The organism is Streptomyces sp. CB01373, assembly GCF_002803075.1.
Classification (GTDB): Bacteria; Actinomycetota; Actinomycetes; order Streptomycetales; family Streptomycetaceae; genus Streptomyces.
In genome coordinates this window covers 43,387-61,151 of sequence record NZ_NNBK01000009.1, presented here as the reverse complement: position 1 = coordinate 61,151, position 17,765 = coordinate 43,387, and the positions used below count along the sequence as shown (strand labels likewise).

General features: G+C 71.9%; 15 protein-coding genes. 8 read left to right on the top strand and 7 right to left on the bottom strand.

Annotated elements, in window-relative coordinates; genetic code table 11:
- Nucleotides 1-7 precede the first annotated feature (7 nt).
- The 5 genes from CG719_RS15425 to CG719_RS15405 all read right to left on the bottom strand — a co-directional run bounded on the left by CG719_RS15425 (nt 8) and on the right by CG719_RS15405 (nt 6,282).
- Entirely contained in the window at nt 8-346 is a 339-nt protein-coding gene (locus tag CG719_RS15425) for a hypothetical protein (RefSeq protein WP_234375599.1), read from the bottom strand.
- 151 nt (nt 347-497) lie between these two features.
- Nucleotides 498-1,658, bottom strand: coding sequence for an acyl-CoA dehydrogenase family protein (locus CG719_RS15420; protein WP_100569196.1), 1,161 nt, complete (start codon nt 1,656-1,658; stop codon nt 498-500).
- A gap of 6 nt (nt 1,659-1,664) precedes the next feature.
- The gene (locus CG719_RS15415; protein ID WP_100569390.1) at nt 1,665-2,615 is read right to left on the bottom strand and encodes a hydroxymethylglutaryl-CoA lyase; all 951 of its coding nucleotides are present in this window, start codon (nt 2,613-2,615) and stop codon (nt 1,665-1,667) included.
- 14 nt (nt 2,616-2,629) lie between these two features.
- The gene (locus CG719_RS15410) at nt 2,630-4,648 is read right to left on the bottom strand and encodes an acetyl/propionyl/methylcrotonyl-CoA carboxylase subunit alpha (RefSeq protein WP_100569195.1); all 2,019 of its coding nucleotides are present in this window, start codon (nt 4,646-4,648) and stop codon (nt 2,630-2,632) included.
- 17 nt (nt 4,649-4,665) lie between these two features.
- A complete protein-coding gene (locus CG719_RS15405; RefSeq protein ID WP_100569194.1) occupies nt 4,666-6,282 on the bottom strand; it encodes a carboxyl transferase domain-containing protein in 1,617 nt (538 codons plus the stop codon).
- A gap of 108 nt (nt 6,283-6,390) precedes the next feature.
- Between CG719_RS15405 and CG719_RS15400 the strand changes: the two genes are divergently transcribed.
- From CG719_RS15400 to CG719_RS15390, 3 genes are all read left to right on the top strand, one after another.
- Complete coding sequence (locus tag CG719_RS15400) at nt 6,391-6,999, top strand: SACE_7040 family transcriptional regulator (RefSeq protein ID WP_100569193.1); 609 nt, start codon at nt 6,391-6,393, stop codon at nt 6,997-6,999.
- Between the two features lie 99 nt (nt 7,000-7,098).
- Nucleotides 7,099-8,256, top strand: coding sequence for an acyl-CoA dehydrogenase family protein (locus CG719_RS15395; protein ID WP_100569192.1), 1,158 nt, complete (start codon nt 7,099-7,101; stop codon nt 8,254-8,256).
- Between the two features lie 14 nt (nt 8,257-8,270).
- Nucleotides 8,271-9,167, top strand: a complete 897-nt coding sequence (locus tag CG719_RS15390; RefSeq protein WP_100569191.1) for an acyl-CoA thioesterase — start codon at nt 8,271-8,273, stop codon at nt 9,165-9,167.
- Nucleotides 9,168-9,182: 15 nt separating this feature from the next.
- Here the strand turns inward: CG719_RS15390 and CG719_RS15385 are convergent, their stop codons facing one another.
- Nucleotides 9,183-9,971, bottom strand: coding sequence for a phosphatase (locus CG719_RS15385; protein WP_100569190.1), 789 nt, complete (start codon nt 9,969-9,971; stop codon nt 9,183-9,185).
- A 62-nt stretch (nt 9,972-10,033) separates the two neighbouring features.
- Complete coding sequence (locus CG719_RS15380; RefSeq protein WP_100569189.1) at nt 10,034-11,812, bottom strand: PucR family transcriptional regulator; 1,779 nt, start codon at nt 11,810-11,812, stop codon at nt 10,034-10,036.
- Between the two features lie 193 nt (nt 11,813-12,005).
- On the opposite strand from CG719_RS15380, the gene CG719_RS15375 reads away from it, so the two are divergent.
- The 5 genes from CG719_RS15375 to CG719_RS36445 all read left to right on the top strand — a co-directional run.
- A complete protein-coding gene (locus CG719_RS15375) occupies nt 12,006-13,466 on the top strand; it encodes a sodium:solute symporter (RefSeq protein ID WP_100569188.1) in 1,461 nt (486 codons plus the stop codon).
- Nucleotides 13,467-13,522: 56 nt separating this feature from the next.
- Nucleotides 13,523-14,494, top strand: coding sequence for an agmatinase (gene speB / locus CG719_RS15370; protein WP_100569187.1), 972 nt, complete (start codon nt 13,523-13,525; stop codon nt 14,492-14,494).
- A 5-nt stretch (nt 14,495-14,499) separates the two neighbouring features.
- Nucleotides 14,500-16,185, top strand: coding sequence for a thiamine pyrophosphate-binding protein (locus CG719_RS15365; protein ID WP_100569186.1), 1,686 nt, complete (start codon nt 14,500-14,502; stop codon nt 16,183-16,185).
- Nucleotides 16,186-16,369: 184 nt separating this feature from the next.
- Entirely contained in the window at nt 16,370-17,236 is an 867-nt protein-coding gene (locus CG719_RS15360) for a serine hydrolase (RefSeq protein ID WP_100569389.1), read from the top strand.
- Nucleotides 17,237-17,332: 96 nt separating this feature from the next.
- The coding region (locus CG719_RS36445) for an ABC transporter transmembrane domain-containing protein (protein ID WP_267895360.1) at nt 17,333-17,765 on the top strand (433 nt) is incomplete at its 3' end.

Here is a 17,765-nt window from a genome sequence, read left to right as displayed (position 1 = left end):
CATCCGTTCAGCCGATGCCGATTCCCACGAAGAAGGGGGCGAGGGTCGCCGTCACGCACGCCAGCCAGTACGGGTACGGCGGCGGGACGGTGAACAGCCTGCGCCGCAGCCAGATGTTGACCAGTGTCCAGATCCCCGCGAAGCCGGCCACCACGGGTACGACGATGACCAGCCAGAGCAGCATCCCGTCGTCCTCGTTCGGGTCCCGGATGGTCAAGCCCAGCTCGGCCAGCGGGCCGTTGGACAGGACGTACCAGACCAGGAAGATCGGCACGATCGCCGGAATCCCGAGCAGCAGATTGACCGCCATGGGCACGAAGGACTTCCATGGCTGCGCGTTCTTCACGGGACCTCCGGGCTCAGCCGGCTCGGCTGAGCTTGTTGCAGTTCTCCAGGACGTTGTACCAGCCGTTCCTGGGCTGGTGCCGTGCGTCCGGCTGCCGGCTGCCGGGCGGGTCGGGGCCGGTGAGGCCGCATCCGTCCGGCAGCCGCGGAGATCAGCCGGTCAGCCCCAACTCCCGTGCGATCAGCATCCGCTGCACCTCGCTCGTGCCCTCGCCGATCTCGAGGATTTTGGAGTCGCGCCACATGCGGGCCACCGGATACTCGTTCATGAAGCCGTAGCCGCCGTGGACCTGGGTCGCGTCGCGGGCGTTGTCGACGGCGATCGTCGAGGAGTAGAGCTTGGCCAGGGCGGCCTCCTTCTTGAAGGGCTCACCGGCCACCAGGCGGTAGGCCGCGTCGCGCCAGGCGAGACGGGAGGTGTGGGCCTTCATCTCCATGTCGGCGATCTTGAACTGAATGGCCTGGTTGGAGCCGATGGGCTTGCCGAAGGCGTGGCGCTCCTTGGCGTACTTCACCGACTCGTCCACACAGCCCTGCGCCAGCCCGGTCGCCAGCGCAGCGATGGCGATCCGGCCCTCGTCGAGGATGCGCAGGAACTGCGCGTAGCCGCGGCCTTCCTCGCCCAGCAGGTTCGCCGCCGGCACCCGGACGTCGGCGAAGGACAGCTCACGAGTGTCGGAGGCGTTCCAGCCGACCTTCGAGTAGGCGGGCGCCACCGTGAAGCCGGGCGTGCCGGAGGGGACGATGATCGCGGAGATCTGCGGGCGCCCGTCGGGCTTGCGGCCGGTCACCGCCGTCACCGTCACCAGTCCGGTGATGTCCGTGCCCGAGTTGGTGATGAAGCACTTGGTGCCGTTGATCACCCACTCGTCGGTCTCCGGGTCGAGCCGGGCGGTCGTGCGGGTCGCACCCGCGTCCGAGCCGCCGTCGGGCTCGGTGAGGCCGAAGGCGCCGAGTATCTCGCCGGAGCACAGCCGCGGCAGCCACTCGCGCTTCTGCTCCTCGGTGCCGAAGAGGTGGATCGGCATGGCGCCGAGCGAGACCCCGGCCTCCAGCGTGATGGCGACCGAGGAGTCCACCCGCGCCAGTTCCTCGAGGGCGATGCCCAGCGCCAGGTAGTCGCCGCCCATGCCGCCGTGCTCCTCCGGGAACGGCAGCCCGAACAGGCCCATACGGCCCATCTCCCGCACGATCTCGTACGGGAACTCGTGCCGCTCGTAGAAGTCACCGATCTTCGGGGCGACGACGTCGTGGGCGAACTGCTCCACCGTACGGCGGAGTTCCTCCAGCTCGGGGGAGAGACGGTGGTTCATGGTCGATCACTGCTCCTTGTGGGAGAGGGCACGGAGAGTGCGGGAGGGGCTGGGGCGGCCCAGCCGTTCGGCCATCCACGCGCTGGTGGCGGTGAGGCGGCCGAGGTCGACTCCGGTCTCGATGCCGAGACCCTGGAGCATCCACACGAGGTCCTCGGTCGCGAGGTTGCCGGTGGCGGACTTGGCGTACGGACACCCGCCGAGACCGCCCGCGGAGGCGTCGACGGTGGTGACGCCGTGCTGGAGGGCGGCCAGGGTGTTGGCGAGTGCCTGGCCGTAGGTGTCGTGGAAGTGCACGCCGAGCGCGGAGGTCGGCACGTGCCGCTCGTTGAGCGCGGCCAGCAGTTCCAGGACGTGCCCCGGGGTGGCGACACCGATCGTGTCCCCGAGGCTCAGCTCGTCGCAGCCCATGTCCAGGAGCGCCCTGCACACATGGACGACCTGGTGGATCGGGACGGCGCCCTCCCAGGGATCGCCGAAGCACATGGAGACATAGCCGCGGACATGCGCGCCCTCCTCCTTCGCGCGAGCCACCACGGGTTCGAAGACCGCGAGCGACTCCTCCACCGTGCGGTTGAGGTTGGCCTTGGCGAAGGACTCGGTGGCGCTGGCGAAGACGGCGATACGGTCCGCCCCCAGCGCGAGCGCGCGATCCAGTCCGCGCGCATTGGGCACGAGGACCGGAAGACGCACCCCCTTCAGATTCTTGACCTGCGGGAACAGCGCCTCCGCGTCCGCCAGCTGGGGAACCCACTTCGGGTGGACGAAGCTGGTGGCCTCCACGGTCGTCAGGCCCGCGTCGGCGAGGCGGCGGATGAACTCCGCCTTGACCTCGGTCGGTACGGTCGCCTTCTCGTTCTGCAGTCCGTCGCGCGGCCCGACCTCGTGGATCCTGACCCGCGCGGGCAGGTCGGGTGCCGTGACCACCATCGGGAGGCCGGTCTCCGGGGCGCTCATGCCGTCCGGGGCGGTCATGCCGTCTCCTCCTCCGCCGGGGCGATGACCGCCAGGACCTGGTCCATGGCGACCGTCGCGCCCGGTGCGACGTCCAGTTCGGTGACGGTGCCGGCGTGCGGCGCGGAGATGACGTGCTCCATCTTCATCGCCTCGACCACCAGCAGGCTCTGGCCCGCCACCACCTCGTCGCCGACCGCGACCTTCACCACCGTGACCGTGCCCGGCATGGGGGCGGTGAGCGAGTCGGCGCCGGAGTGGGCCGCGCGGCTGAGCGAGGCGGCCACCGGGTCGTGGTCGCGCACGTGCCAGACGTCGCCGTCGCGGCCGAGCCAGGTGCCGTCCGGCGTGGCGGCGAAGGTGTGCACGACGCCGTCCAGTTGGAAGGTGAACCGGTCGTCGGTGCCGGCTCGCGGGGGCAGGCCCCCGGACGCCCGGCGAGGTGTACCGGACCCGTCCGTCAGCACCTCGGCTCCGCCGTCCGGCGTGCGGCGCACGCGTGCGGCGACCGGCTCGTGTCCCGGCACGCGCAGATGGTGGACCGTCCAGGCCGGCTCGCCGCCCAGACGCCAGCCGTCCGCGGCGGAGAACGGGTCCGCCCAACCGGTCGCGCGGGCCGGGCCGAGCGCCGCCTGACGCAGCAGCGCCGCGGCCTCGTACACCTCCGCAGGCACCTCTGTGGGAACCAGCTCGTCGACCACCCGCTCGACCAGGCCCGTGTCCAGTTCGCCCGCCACGACGGCCGGGTGGGCCAGCAGCCGGCGCAGGAACCCGGCGTTGGTCTGCACGCCCAGCGTGACCGTCCCGGCGAGGGCGGCACGCAGCTTCCTGAGCGCGGTGGCGCGGTCCGGGCCGTAGGCGATCACCTTGGACAGCATCGGGTCGTACAGGCTGCCGACCTCCGTGCCCTCGCTGAGCCCGGAGTCGGTGCGTACGCCCTCGCCCTGCGGCTCACGCAGTGCGAGCACCGCGCCGCCCGAGGGCAGGAACCCGCGTGCCGGGTCCTCCGCGCACAGACGGGCCTCGATCGCGTGACCGGTCAGCCGGACGTCTTCCTGGGCGAACGCCAGCGGCTCGCCCGCCGCCACCCGCAGCTGCCACTCCACCAGGTCGAGCCCCGTGATCAGCTCGGTGACCGGGTGCTCCACCTGCAGGCGCGTGTTCATCTCCATGAAGAAATACGCCGCCGGGTCGCCGCCGGGGACGATGAACTCCACCGTGCCCGCGCCCCGGTAGCCGCAGGAACGGGCCGCCTGGACCGCGGCCTCGCCCATCGCGGCCCGGGTCTCCTCGTCGAGGAGCACGCTCGGCGCCTCCTCGACGATCTTCTGGTGGCGGCGCTGGAGGGAGCACTCGCGCTCGCCGAGGTGCACCACGTTGCCGTGCCCGTCGGCCAGGACCTGGATCTCGATGTGCCGGGGGCGGTCGACCCAACGCTCGACCAGCAGCGTGTCGTCGCCGAAGGAGGCGCGGGCCTCACGACGGGCGGCGGCGATCTCCTCGTCGATCAGGCCGGCGTCCCGCACCAGCCGCATGCCCTTGCCGCCACCGCCGGCGGACGGCTTCAGCAGCACCGGCATGCCGATCTCGCGGGCCGCTTCTGCGAGTTGAGCGTCGGTGAGCCCGGAGCCACTGGAGCCGGGTACCACCGGCACCCCGGCCGCCTTCACCGTCTCCTTCGCGCGGATCTTGTCGCCCATGAGGGAGATCGCGTCCGCCGGAGGGCCGATGAAGACCAGCCCGGCCTCCTCGCAGGCCCGCGCGAACCCGGCGTTCTCCGCCAGGAAGCCGTACCCGGGGTGGACGGCCTGCGCGCCGGTGCGGGCGGCGGCCTCCAGGATCCGCTCGACGGACAGATAGCTCTCGGCCGCGGGCGCCGGTCCGATCCGGACCGCCGTGTCGGCCTCCCGGACGTGCCGGGCGTCGGCGTCGGCGTCGGAGAAGACGGCCACCGAGCGCACACCGAGCGCGCGCAGCGTACGGATGACCCGGACGGCGATCTCGCCCCGATTGGCCACCAGAACCGTTTCGAACATCGTCACGAGGTCCCCCCTCACATCCGGAAGATGCCGAACTGGGGGTCACCCAGTGGCGCGTTGGCGCACGCGGTCAGGGCCAGGCCCAGGACCTGGCGGGTCTCCAGCGGGTCGATCACGCCGTCGTCCCACAGGCGGGCGGTGGCGTAGTAGGCGTTGCCCTGGTGCTCGTACTGGGCGCGGATGGGGGCCTTGAAGGACTCCTCGTCCTGCGCCGGCCACTCCTCGCCCCGGCCTTCGAGCTGGTCCCGCTTGACGGTGGCGAGCACGGAGGCGGCCTGCTCGCCGCCCATGACGGAGATCTTGGCGTTCGGCCACATCCACAGGAAGCGGGGGGAGTACGCCCGGCCGCACATGGAGTAGTTGCCCGCGCCGTACGAGCCGCCGACCACGACGGTCAGCTTGGGCACGCGGGTGCAGGCGACCGCGGTGACCATCTTGGCGCCGTGCTTGGCGATGCCACCCGCCTCGTAGTCCTTGCCCACCATGAAGCCCGAGATGTTCTGCAGGAACAGCAGCGGGATCCCGCGCTGGTCGCACAGCTCGATGAAGTGGGCGCCCTTCTGGGCGGACTCGGCGAACAGGATGCCGTTGTTGGCGACGATCCCGACCGGGTGGCCGTGGATCCGGGCGAAGCCGGTGACGAGGGTCTGCCCGAACTCGGACTTGAACTCGGCGAAACGGGAGCCGTCGACCACGCGCGCGATGATCTCGCGGGCGTCGTAGGGGGTGCGGGGGTCGGCGGGCACCGCGCCGTACAGTCCCATGGGGTCGACCTTGGGTTCGACCGCCTCGGTGACCGTCCACGGCAGGGCGCCGCGCGCGGGCAGGGTGGAGACGATGTTCCGCACGATGCGCAGGGCGTGGGCGTCGTCCTCGGCGAGGTGGTCGGTGACGCCGGAGATCCGGGAGTGCACCTCGCCGCCGCCGAGCTCCTCGGCGGTCACGACCTCGCCGGTGGCCGCCTTCACCAGCGGCGGCCCGCCCAGGAAGATCGTGCCCTGGTTGCGGACGATCACGGCCTCGTCGCTCATCGCCGGGACGTAGGCGCCGCCGGCCGTGCAGGAGCCGAGGACCGCGGCGATCTGCGGGATCCCGGCCCCCGACATCCGGGCCTGGTTGTAGAAGATCCGCCCGAAGTGCTCCCGGTCGGGGAAGACCTCGTCCTGCATGGGCAGGAAGGCGCCGCCGGAGTCGACCAGGTACAGGCAGGGCAGGCGGTTCTCCAGCGCCACCTCCTGGGCGCGCAGGTGCTTCTTCACCGTCATCGGGTAGTAGGTCCCGCCCTTGACGGTGGCGTCGTTGGCGACGATCACGCACTCGCGTCCGCCGACCCGTCCGACGCCGGCGACGACCCCGGCGGCCGGTGCCTGGCCGTCGTACATCCCGTCGGCGGCCAGCGGGGCCAGCTCGAGGAACGGCGACCCGGCGTCGAGGAGGGTGTCCACGCGGTCGCGCGGCAGCAGCTTCCCGCGCGCGGTGTGCCGGGCGCGCGCCTTCTCGCCGCCGCCGAGCCGTGCGGCGGCGAGCTTGCCGCGCAGCTCCTCGGCGAGCGCGCGGTGTGCCTGTTCGTTGGCTCGCCAGGCCTCCGACGCGGGATCGGCCGCGCTCGTCAGCTCCGGTGCCTCGTGCATCCTTGCGGTCCCCTCACCCGGTGGCCGGTGCCCCCGACTGTTAATGAGCGTTAACGCGATTCCCCTCCAGGTTAACGAGCGCTAACCGTCCTGTCTAGAATTGCTTTCATGGCCACTCGAACCGATGCCCCCACCCGTCGCGAGCAGATCCTCAAGGAAGCGGCGCGGCTCTTCGCCGAACGCGGGTTCCACGGTGTAGGCGTCGACGAGATAGGCGCCGCCGTCGGTATCAGCGGGCCGGGTCTGTACCGGCACTTCGCCGGCAAGGACGCGATGCTCGCCGAGCTGCTGGTCGGCATCAGCGGTCAGCTCCTGACGGGGGCGAAGCGGCGTCTGGCCGAGGCCGACGGGGTGGCCGGGCCCGAGGCGGTGCTCGACTCCCTGATCGAGGGGCACATCGACTTCGCGCTCGACGACCGTCCGCTCATCACCTTGCACGACCGGGAGCTGGACCGCCTGCGGGACAGCGACCGCAAGCTGGTGCGCCAGCTTCAGCGGCAGTACGTCGAGCTGTGGGTGGAGGTGGTCCGGCGGGTCCATCCGGACCTCGGTGTGCCGGCCGCGCGGTCGGCCGTGCACTCGGTGTTCGGGCTGCTGAACTCCACGCCGCACCTGGGGCGGGCGGGTGTCCTGCCGGGGCGCGGGGACACGGCGGAGCTGCTGCACCGGATGGCTCGGGGGGCCTTCGCCTCCGCGGGGTCGCCCGCGGGGGGCTGAACGGTTCGCGGGTGCGTCCGGCCTCTTTACGAGGTTGTGTACTCGTCGGTATCTTTGGCTGAGCAAGCGCTTGGACAGTTGCTCTGTGGAGGTGGCGGCGTGCGGCGTGTGGTGTTCGGAGAGGATCACGAGGCGTTCCGGGAGACCCTTCGTGCCTTCATCGAGGCGGAGGTCGTGCCGGTCTACGACGAGTGGTGCGCCGCAGGGCAGGTCCCGCGCGAGTTCTACCACCGGCTCGCCGAGCTCGGTCTGTTCGGGATCAACGTTCCCGAGGAGTACGGCGGCGCCGGACTCCAGACCCACCGGTTCGAGGCCGTCCAGTACGAGGAGACCGCCCGCGCGGGCGTGACCTTCGGCGGGTCCGGCGTGCACGTCCTGCTCGCGCTGCCCTACCTCAAGATGCTCGCCACCGACGAGCAGAAGAAGCGCTACCTGCCCAGGTTCGTCTCCGGCGAGGAGATGTGGGCCATCGCGATGACGGAGCCCGGCACCGGCTCCGACCTCGCCGGCATGAAGACCACCGCCCGGCTCAGCGAGGACGGCACGCACTACGTCCTCAACGGCGCCAAGACCTTCATCACCGGTGGCGTCCACGCCGACCGGGTCATCGTCTGCGCCCGCACCGCCGCCCCGACGGCCGAGGACCGCCGCCACGGCATCTCCCTGTTCGCCGTGGACGCCCGGTCCGAGGGCTACTCGGTGGGCCGCAAGCTCGACAAGCTGGGCCTGAAGGCATCCGACACCGCCGAGCTGGCGTTCACCGATGTCGAGGTCCCGGTCGAGGACCTGCTCGGCGAGGAGAACAAGGGCTTCTCCTACCTCGGCGCCAACCTGCCCTCCGAGCGGTGGGGCATCGCCTTCGGCGCGTACGCGCAGGCCAGGGCCGCCGTCCGGTTCGCCAGGCAGTATGTGCTGGAGCGCACGGTCTTCGGCAAGCCGGTCGCCCACTTCCAGAACACCAAGTTCGAGCTGGCCGCCTGCCAGGCCGAGGTGGACGCCGCGCAGGCCGTCGCCGACCGCGCGCTCGAGGCCCTCGACGCCGGTGAGCTCACCCCCGCCGAGGCCGCCTCCGCCAAGCTTTTCTGCACCGAGGTCGCCCACCGCGTCATCGACCGCTGCCTCCAACTGCACGGCGGCTACGGCTACATGAACGAGTACCCCATCGCCCGCCTGTACGCGGACAACCGCGTCAACCGCATCTACGGCGGCACCAGCGAGATCATGAAGTCGATCATCGCCAAGGACATGGGCCTGTAGGGGACGGCCGACGCATGAACCCGGCACTTCGGTCCCTGCTCGATCTGCTCGACCTGGAGCGGATCGAGCGGGACATCTTCCGCGGCCGGTCCCGCCACGCGGTCGTCCCGCGCGTCTTCGGCGGGCAGGTCGCGGCACAGGCGCTGGTCGCCGCGGGGCGCACGGTCCCCGCGGACCGGCACGCGCACTCGCTGCACGCCTACTTCCTGCGCCCCGGCGACCCGGGAGCGCCCATCGTCTACACCGTGGACCGCATCCGCGACGGCCGCTCCTTCACCACCCGCCGGGTCGTCGCGGTCCAGCACGGGCAGCCGGTCTTCCACCTCTCGGCGTCCTTCCAGACGTACGAGGAGGGCCTTGACCACCAGGCGCCCATGCCGCCCGCCCCGGACCCGGAGACCCTGCCCACCTCGCGGGAGCGGATGCGCGGCTACGGCCACCTTCCGCGCGAGGTCGTGGAGCGGTTCCTGGAGGCCCGCGAGGCCGTCGACCTGCGCTATGCCGACGAGCCGCCGTACGGCAGGTTCGGCGAGCCGCGCGAGCCGCACTCCCAGGTCTGGTTCCGCACCGACGGCAAGCTCGACGGCGCTATCGACCAGCCCCTCCTGCACGTCGTCCTCGCCACCTACGTCTCCGACATGACGCTGCTGGACTCGGTGCTGCTCGCGCACGGCCGCGGCGGCTGGGCGGTCGGCGACGTGGTCGGGGCCTCGCTGGACCACGCGATGTGGTTCCACCGGCCGTTCCGGGCCGACGAGTGGCTGCTCTACGACCAGGAGTCCCCCTCCGCGCACGGTGGGCGCGGCCTCGGCCAGGCCCGCATCTACACCCAGGACGGCCGGCTGGCGATCTCGGTGATCCAGGAGGGCGTGGTCCGCGTCCCCCGGTCCGAGAACGCCCCGCCGACCTGATCCGGAACGCGTGCCCTAGCCGAGACCCGCCTGGTCCAGCAGGTACGCCGTCATCGGGTCGTAGTACCGGGGGCTGACCACATGGTCGTCGAGCGGCACGGTCACCTGGACGGTGCCCTCGGCCTCGGCGACGAAGAGGGCCGGGTCGTTGCAGTCGGCGTAGCCGACCGAGTCCACGCCGTGCTGACCGGCGTATCCCGCCCAGCCGTGGTCGGCGACGACCAGGTCGGGCAGTCGCCGGCCCTCGCGCTCCAGGCCGGTGAGGATGGCCCGCATCGGCTCGCCGGAGTGCGTGTGCCACAGGGTGGCCCCGTGCTCCAGCACGGCCACGTCCGCGAACTGCATGACGTATCCCTCGTCCGTCTGGAGCCCGTCCGGGATCACCACGATCTCGCAGCCGGCGGCGCGCAGGGCGGCGGCGGTGGCGCGGTGCACGTCGAGCAGGCCGCCGGGGTGACCGGTCGCGAACAGCACCCGCTGACTGCTGTCGGCGGCCTTGCGCAGCCGGCCGGCCATCCGCTCCAGGGCGTCGACGGTCAGTTCGGGGTCGATGGTGTCCTGGCCGTAGCGGTGCTCCGGGTCGTCGATGACACCGACGCGCTCCGCCATCACCGCCAGCACGTCCTGCTCGTCGCTCCAGCGGTCGCCGAGCTCCAGACCGAGCCAGAAGTGGCGGTCGCCGTTCGCGAGCTTGCGGTAGTGGGAGAGGTTGTTCTCGCGAGGGGTGGCGACGTCCCCGGCGATACGGGTCCTCACGAGGTGGTCGACGAGCTCGGCGCGGCTGGGTGTCCCGGATATCGGCATGGCTCCCATTGTGGTGCAGCTCTCTGTCCGCGTCGCCGATGTCCCGGCCGCTGGGACGCGGGTCACGCCCGCCGCAGGGCGAACCACAGCTCCATGCGGACGTCGGGGTCGTCCAGGTCGGTGCCGAGGAGGGCGGCGCAGCGGGCGATGCGCTGGCGGACGGTGTTGCGGTGCACGGACAGGGCGACCGCGGTGCGGTCCCAACTGCCGTGCAGGGAGAGCCAGGTGCGCAGTGTCTCGGTGAGCGCGGGGGCCGCGCCGAGCGGGGCGAGCAGCGCCTGGGCGTGGGCGTCGGCCTCGTCCCGCGGGAGCAGGTCGGCCAGGCCGGGGCGGGTGCCGTGGCCGACCAGCGCGGTGCGGGTGGCGCGGGCGCGGGCCAGGGCGCGGGCCGCCTGGGCGTCGGCCGTCGTCCAGTCGCCGGGGCCGACGGCGGTGCTCACCCCGAGGGCCCAGCCGGGCTGCGGTCCCGGCTCCCGCTCGGCGGGCAGCAGGACCCGTACGACCCCGTCGGCGAGGTCGACCAGGGCCGAGCCCAGGGCGGCGCCGAGCGCGGAGGCGGCCACGGCGTCGGCCGCCTGGGTGTCCGGCCGCGCGTGCACGACGACCCACCGTCCGGTCCCGAGCAGCGGCGCCACCTCCTCGGGCGGCGCGCCCAGCAGCACCCGCACCAGCGCCGAGGACCGGGCCGCCCCCGTACCGCTGCGGTGCTCTCCGGTGAGCAGCGAGAGCAGCACGGCGGCCACGGACGCGATGGTGTGGTCCCCGGGTTCGCGGTGCGGTGAGGCGACTCCGAGCACGAAGCCCTGCCCGGCGCCGAGGGCGTAGGCGGCGAGATGGCTGCCGGCGACGGTGTCGGTGGCGGAGGAGGGAACGGGCCGGGCGGCGACGGGAACGGCTGCCGCGACGGGCCGGCCGACGGGGGCCGGGGGAGACGGTGGGTGCGTCCGGCCGGTTGTGCCCGGTGGGGTCGTGGGAGATGGCGAGGGTGCCCGGACGGTCGTGCCGGGCGGGGTTGTGGCAGACGGTGGGTGCGTCCGGCCGGTCGTGCCCGGCGGGGTCGTGGCAGACGGAGGGGGCGTTCGGACGGCCGTCCCCGGCGGGGGCGTGGGACACGGCGGAGGCGTGCGGACGGTCGTCCCCGGTGATGCCATGGTCGTCGGGGCCGGGCGGACCACGTCCGTCAGGTGGGCGAGCGCCTGGCGGGCCGTCTCGTGCGGGGCCCGGCCCGCCGAGGCGATCTCCGTGCCGTCCGGGCCGTACAGGACCCCCCAGCCGGACAGGCGCTGGGCCAGCTGGCGCAGCACGGAGGGGACGGGGTCGGGGCGGGACGCGGCGGCCGCGAGCCGCTGCTGCGCCTCCGTGACGCGGCGCAGTTCGGCCAGCCGGGCCTGCGCCATCAGCTGCCAGACCGCGCGCGCGACGCCGGAGAAGGTGGTCTGCGGCGGAACTTCGAGCAGCGGCAGGCCGTGGGCCTCGCAGGCCGCCACCAGGGCGGGCGGCACCGTGTCGTGCACCGGCGCCAGGCCGAAGCCGATGGCCGCGCCGCCCGCCGCCGCCACCCGGGAGACGTAGGTGTCGAAGTACGCCCCGGTGGCGTCCGCCGGGGTGACATGGACGCCGGCCGTCAGCAGCAGCTCGCCGCCCAGCAGGTACGGGTAGGGGTCGGCCATCTCCGAGGTGTGCGCCCAGTGGATCGCGGTGTCCGGGCCGGCCGGGCCGGCGATCCGGCGCAGCGCGAGGTCCTCCCGGGCCAGCAGGGCGGACAGCGGGATCGGTGGGGTCGGTGGGACGGCTGGGGCCAGGGGGACAGGTGCATCCGGCACGATGTGCATTCCCTCCATACCGCCGCGACTCGAATGGATGAAAAGTACACTTCGCAGTCGCTTTTCGGCCACCTAGTGTCTAGGGGGCCGGCAGCCACGGGTACGGGCGATGTCCCCGCGAGCCCTTGCCGAGCCTCACCCCCACATATCTGCACGACCCCATACATCTGCACGACACCGCCACCCGGATGTGCGCGAAGGAGGGCCCCACATGGCCGTCGACTACACAGTGATCGTCGTCTATCTCGCCGGCATGCTGGCCATGGGCTGGTGGGGCATGCGTCGCGCCAAGTCCAAGAGCGAGTTCCTGGTCGCGGGCCGCCGCCTGGGCCCCGCGATGTACTCCGGCACGATGGCGGCGATCGTCCTCGGCGGCGCCTCCACCATCGGCGGCGTGGGCCTCGGCTACAAGTACGGCCTCTCCGGTGCCTGGATGGTCTTCACCATCGGCCTCGGAATCCTCGCCCTCTCGGTCTTCTTCTCCGCCCGCATCGCCCGGCTGAAGGTCTACACCGTCTCCGAGATGCTCGACCTGCGCTACGGCGGCAAGGCCGGCATCATCTCGGGCGTCGTGATGTGGGCGTACACCCTGATGCTGGCGGTGACCTCCACCATCGCGTACGCCACGATCTTCGACGTGCTGTTCGACCTGAACCGCACCGTCGCGATCATCCTCGGCGGCACGATCGTCGTGGCCTACTCCACCCTCGGCGGCATGTGGTCCATCACGCTGACCGACATGGTGCAGTTCGTGGTGAAGACGATCGGCGTGCTGCTCCTGCTGCTGCCCATCGCCGTCGTCAAGGCGGGCGGCTTCAGCGAGATGAAGGCCAAGCTGCCGACCTCCTACTTCGACCCGCTGGGCATCGGCGGCGAGACGATCTTCACGTACGTCCTGATCTACACCTTCGGCATGCTGATCGGCCAGGACATCTGGCAGCGCGTGTTCACCGCCCGCAGCGACACCACCGCCAAGTGGGGCGGCACCGTCGCCGGCACCTACTGCCTGGTCTACGCGATCGCCGGCGCGGTCATCGGCACCGCCGCCAAGGTGCTGTACCCCAACCTCGACAGCGCCGACGACGCCTTCGCCACCATCGTCAAGGCGGACCTGCCCGTCGGTGTCCGCGGCCTTGTGCTCGCCGCCGCGCTGGCCGCGGTGATGTCCACCTCCTCCGGGGCGCTGATCGCCTGCGCCACCGTCGCCAACAACGACATCTGGTCCCGGCTGCGCGGCGCCGTCCGCCGCGACGGGGAGGAGCACGACGAGGTCAAGGGCAACCGCGTCTTCATCCTGATCATGGGCGTCGGCGTGATCTGCACCGCCATCGCGCTCAACAACGTCGTCGAGGCGCTGACCGTCGCCTACAACCTGCTCGTCGGCGGGCTGCTCGTGCCGATCCTCGGCGGACTGCTGTGGAAGCGCGGCACCGCGCACGGCGCCCTCGCCTCGGTGATCGTCGGCGGCGCCGCGGTCATCGGCCTCATGGCGACCTTCGGCATCCTCGCCAACGAGCCCGTCTACTACGGCCTGTTGTCCTCCCTGGCCGCCTACGTCATCGTCTCCTTGGCGACCAAGCCGACCGACGCGGCCGTCCTCGCCGCCTGGCGCGAGCGGCTCGCCGGGCGCACCCCCGAACTCGCGTCCGAACCGGCCCCCGCTCACCAGTAGAGTCGATCACGAGCCATCACATACGCGACGAAGCGCAAGAAAGAAGGCATTTCACCATGAGCAGCACCGAGACGCCCCGCGGTCCCGTCGACTCCTCCCGCGTCCCGCGGTACGCCGGCCCCGCGACCTTCGCCCGGCTGCCCCGCCTCGACGAGGTGGGCACCGCCGACGTCGCCGTCGTGGGTGTGCCGTTCGACTCCGGCGTCTCGTACCGGCCGGGCGCCCGCTTCGGCGGCAACGCCATCCGTGAGGCGTCCCGGCTGCTGCGCCCCTACAACCCGGCGCAGGACGCCTCCCCCTTCGCCCTCGCCCAGGTCGCGGACGGCGGCGACATCGCCGTGAACCCGTTCAACATCAACGAGGCCGTCGAGACGATGGAGGCCGCCGCCGACGAACTCCTCGGCACCGGCGCCCGGCTGATGACCCTCGGCGGCGACCACACCATCGCGCTGCCGCTGCTGCGGTCCGTCGCCAAGAAGCACGGCCCGGTCGCGCTGCTCCACTTCGACGCCCACCTCGACACCTGGGACACCTACTTCGGTGCCGAGTACACGCACGGCACCCCGTTCCGGCGCGCGGTGGAGGAGGGCATCCTCGACACCGAGGCGCTCTCCCACGTCGGCACCCGCGGCCCGCTGTACGGCAAGCAGGACCTCACCGACGACGAGAAGATGGGCTTCGGCATCGTCACCTCCGCCGACGTCTACCGCCGCGGCGCCGACGAGGTGGCCGACCAGCTCCGCCAGCGCATCGGCGACCGCCCGCTGTACATCTCCATCGACATCGACTGCCTCGACCCGGCGCACGCGCCCGGCACCGGCACCCCCGAGGCGGGCGGCATGACCTCCCGCGAACTGCTGGAGATCCTGCGCGGTCTGGCCTCCTGCAACCTGGTCTCCGCCGACGTCGTCGAGGTGGCCCCGGCGTACGACCACGCCGAGATCACCTCGGTGGCCGCCTCGCACACGGCGTACGAACTGACCACGATCATGGCCCGCCAGATCGCGGCGGCCCGGAAGGACGCGTAAGCGAAGTGACGCACGACCACGACCTGGTACTCCGCCCGACACCCGAGCAGACGGAGGCCGCCCTGAACCCTCCCCCCGGCCGCAACGGCGGAGACCTGGTCGTGGAGACCCTGGCCGGGCTGGGCGCGACGACCGTCTTCGGCCTGCCCGGGCAGCACGCCCTCGGCATGTTCGACGCGCTGCGCCGGTCGGAGCTGACGTACGTCGGCCTGCGGGTGGAGAACAACGCCGGCTTCGCCGCCGACGCCTACGGCCGGATCACCGGTGAGGCCGCGCCGCTGCTGCTGTCGACCGGCCCGGGAGCGCTGACCTCGCTGGCGGCCCTCCAGGAGGCGGCGTCGGCCTCCGCCCCCGTCCTGGCCATCAGCAGCCAGATCCCGACGGCCGGGCTCGGCGGCGGCCGTCACGGCTACCTGCACGAACTGCCCGACCAGGCCGCCTCGTTCCGCGGTGTGGTGAAGTCGGTCCACACGGTCCGCACCCAGTCCCAGATCCCCTCCGCCATCGCGGCCGCCTGGAAGTCGGCGCTGACGGTCCCGCACGGGCCCGTGTGGGTGGAGATCCCGCAGGACGTGCTCCTCGACCCGACGAGCCTGCCGGTGGTGACGGCCCTGGACGCCACCCCGGAGGAACTGGTCCCGCGTCCCGAACTCACCGCGGTGGCGGCCGGCCTGCTGTCCGGGGCCGCCCGCCCGGCGATCATCGCGGGCGGAGGGGTGGTCCGCGCCGACGCGTCCGGCAAGCTGCTGGCCCTCGCGGAGCGGCTGAACGCCCCCGTCGTCACGACCTTCGGCGGCAAGGGCGCCTTCCCCTGGGAGCACCCGCTGTCCCTCCAGTCCTGGCTGGAGGACCGGCACACCACGGACTTCCTCGAGGACGCCGACGTGCTGCTCGTCATCGGCTCGGGCCTCGGCGAACTCTCCTCCAACTACCACACGTTCAAGCCGCGCGGCCGCGTGATCCAGATCGAGGCCGACCTCGGCAAGCTGGAGTCCAACCACCCGGCGCTCGGCATCCACGCCGACGCCCGCCTGGCGCTCCAGGCCCTCCTTGAGACCGTGGACGAGCGCGCCGACGAGGGCGCCGCCGACCGCGTGCGCGAGGTCCTTGCCAAGGTCCGCGACCGGATCGCCGCCCAGGAACTCACGCTGGAGCAGGACGTGCTGGCGTCCGTCCGCCGCGCCCTGCCCGCCGGCTCGCCGTCCTTCTGGGACATGACGATCCTGGCGTACTGGGCCTGGTCGGCCTTCGACGCCAAGTCCCCCAACACCATGCACTCGGCCCAGGGCGCGGGCGGCCTCGGCTACGGCTTCCCGGCGGCGCTCGGAGCCGCGGCCGCGGACCGCACCCGCCCGGTCCTGGCGGTGTCCGGCGACGGCGGCGCCCTGTACTCGATCGCGGAACTGGCCACCGCCCGCCAGTACGGCCTCGACGTCACCTGGCTGATCGTCGACGACGGCGGCTACGGCATCCTCCGCGAGTACATGACCGACGCCTTCGGCCAGGCCACGGCCACGGAGCTCACCCGCCCCGACTACGTGGCCCTCGCCGAGTCCTTCGGCGTCCCGGGCGTCCGCACGACCCCCGAGACCCTGGCGGCCGACCTGGCGAACGCCCTTGCCGAGCCGGGTCCTTCGGTCGTCGTCCTCCCCGCCGTCCTGCGGATGTTCGCGCCCACGCATCTGGACTGAGGCCGCGTCGAAACCGGAAAGGGGCTCGTGCTCGTACGCGCGAGTCCCTGACTGCATTCGGGTAACGACCGGTCAAATTTCGACCAACTCGCGCAACCATGCCCCGCAGTCCGTATGTCAAGAGTGCATGACTCACTCAACAACCCGACGCGCCAGAGTGCTAGCGGCGGGCGTGGGCGCCGGGATGCTGATTCCCTGCGTGGCCGCCGCGACGCCCGCCGCGGCCGCCACACCCACGGTCAGCTGCACGTCCGGCAAGGCGGGCCTGGCAGCCAAGTTGGAGAAGGACATCACCGCGGCGATGAAGGGCCGCAAGGGCACCGTCGCCGTCGGTCTGCGCGACCGCACCACCGACACGACCTGCACGCTGCGCCAGTCGACCGCCTACGACTCGGCCAGCGTCGTCAAGGTCACCGTCCTCGCCACCCTGCTGTGGGACGCCAAGAAGCACAACCGCTACCTCACCGCCCGCGAGACGACCCTCGCCAAGGCCATGATCACCAAGTCGGACAACGACGCCACCTCCACCCTGTGGAAGCAGCTCGGCGTGACGAAGGTGAAGGGCTTCCTCACCGCGGCCGGCATGACCCAGACCAAGCCCGGCGCGAATGGTTACTGGGGCCTGACCCAGATCACCGTGCGTGACGAGCAGAAGCTGCTCGGGCTGATCACGGCCAAGAACTCGGTACTCAGCGACAACTCCCGCGACTACATCCTCAAGCTCATGGGCCAGGTCGTCGCCTCCCAGCGCTGGGGCACGCCCGCCGGGGCGCCGTCCTCCGTCGCCGTGCACGTCAAGAACGGCTGGCTGTCGCGCGCGACGCACGGCTGGCGGGTGCACAGCGTCGGCACCTTCAAGGGCACCGGCCGCGACTACATGATCACGGTGCTCACCCAGGACAACAGCACCATGAACTACGGCGTCACCACCATCCAGAACATCGCCAAGGCCATCCACAAGGACCTCGTCCCCACGACGACGGACCCCGCGCGCTACGCGCCGACCACCACACCCAAGGAGGCGTTCGTGGCCGTTCCCCCCGGCGGGTGACCCCGCGCCGCCGGGCGCATCGTTGCGGCGGGATGAAATCCGCCCCCGCCCGCGTTGGTGTCTTCCGGAAGATCAGTTCTTGAGGGAGGCACCGACGTGGCAGCGCAGCCGGGATGGGCGCGGAGACTGGCCGGGTACGCCTGGCGTCACCCCAGGGACGTCGTCCTCGCCCTCGGCGCCTCGCTCGGAGGCATGGCCGTCACGGCGCTGGTGCCGCTGATCACCAAGGTGATCATCGACGACGTGATCGGCGACCACAGCCGCCGTATGACCCCCTGGGCGGGCGCCCTGATCGCCGCCGCGCTCGTCGTCTACGTCCTCACCTACATCCGCCGCTACTACGGCGGCCGGCTCGCCCTCGACGTCCAGCACGACCTGCGGACGGAGATGTACGAGACGATCACCCGGCTCGACGGCAGACGCCAGGACGAGCTGTCCACCGGCCAGGTGATCGGCCGCGCCACCAGCGACCTCCAGCTGATCCAGGGCCTCCTCTTCATGCTGCCGATGACGATCGGCAACGTCCTGC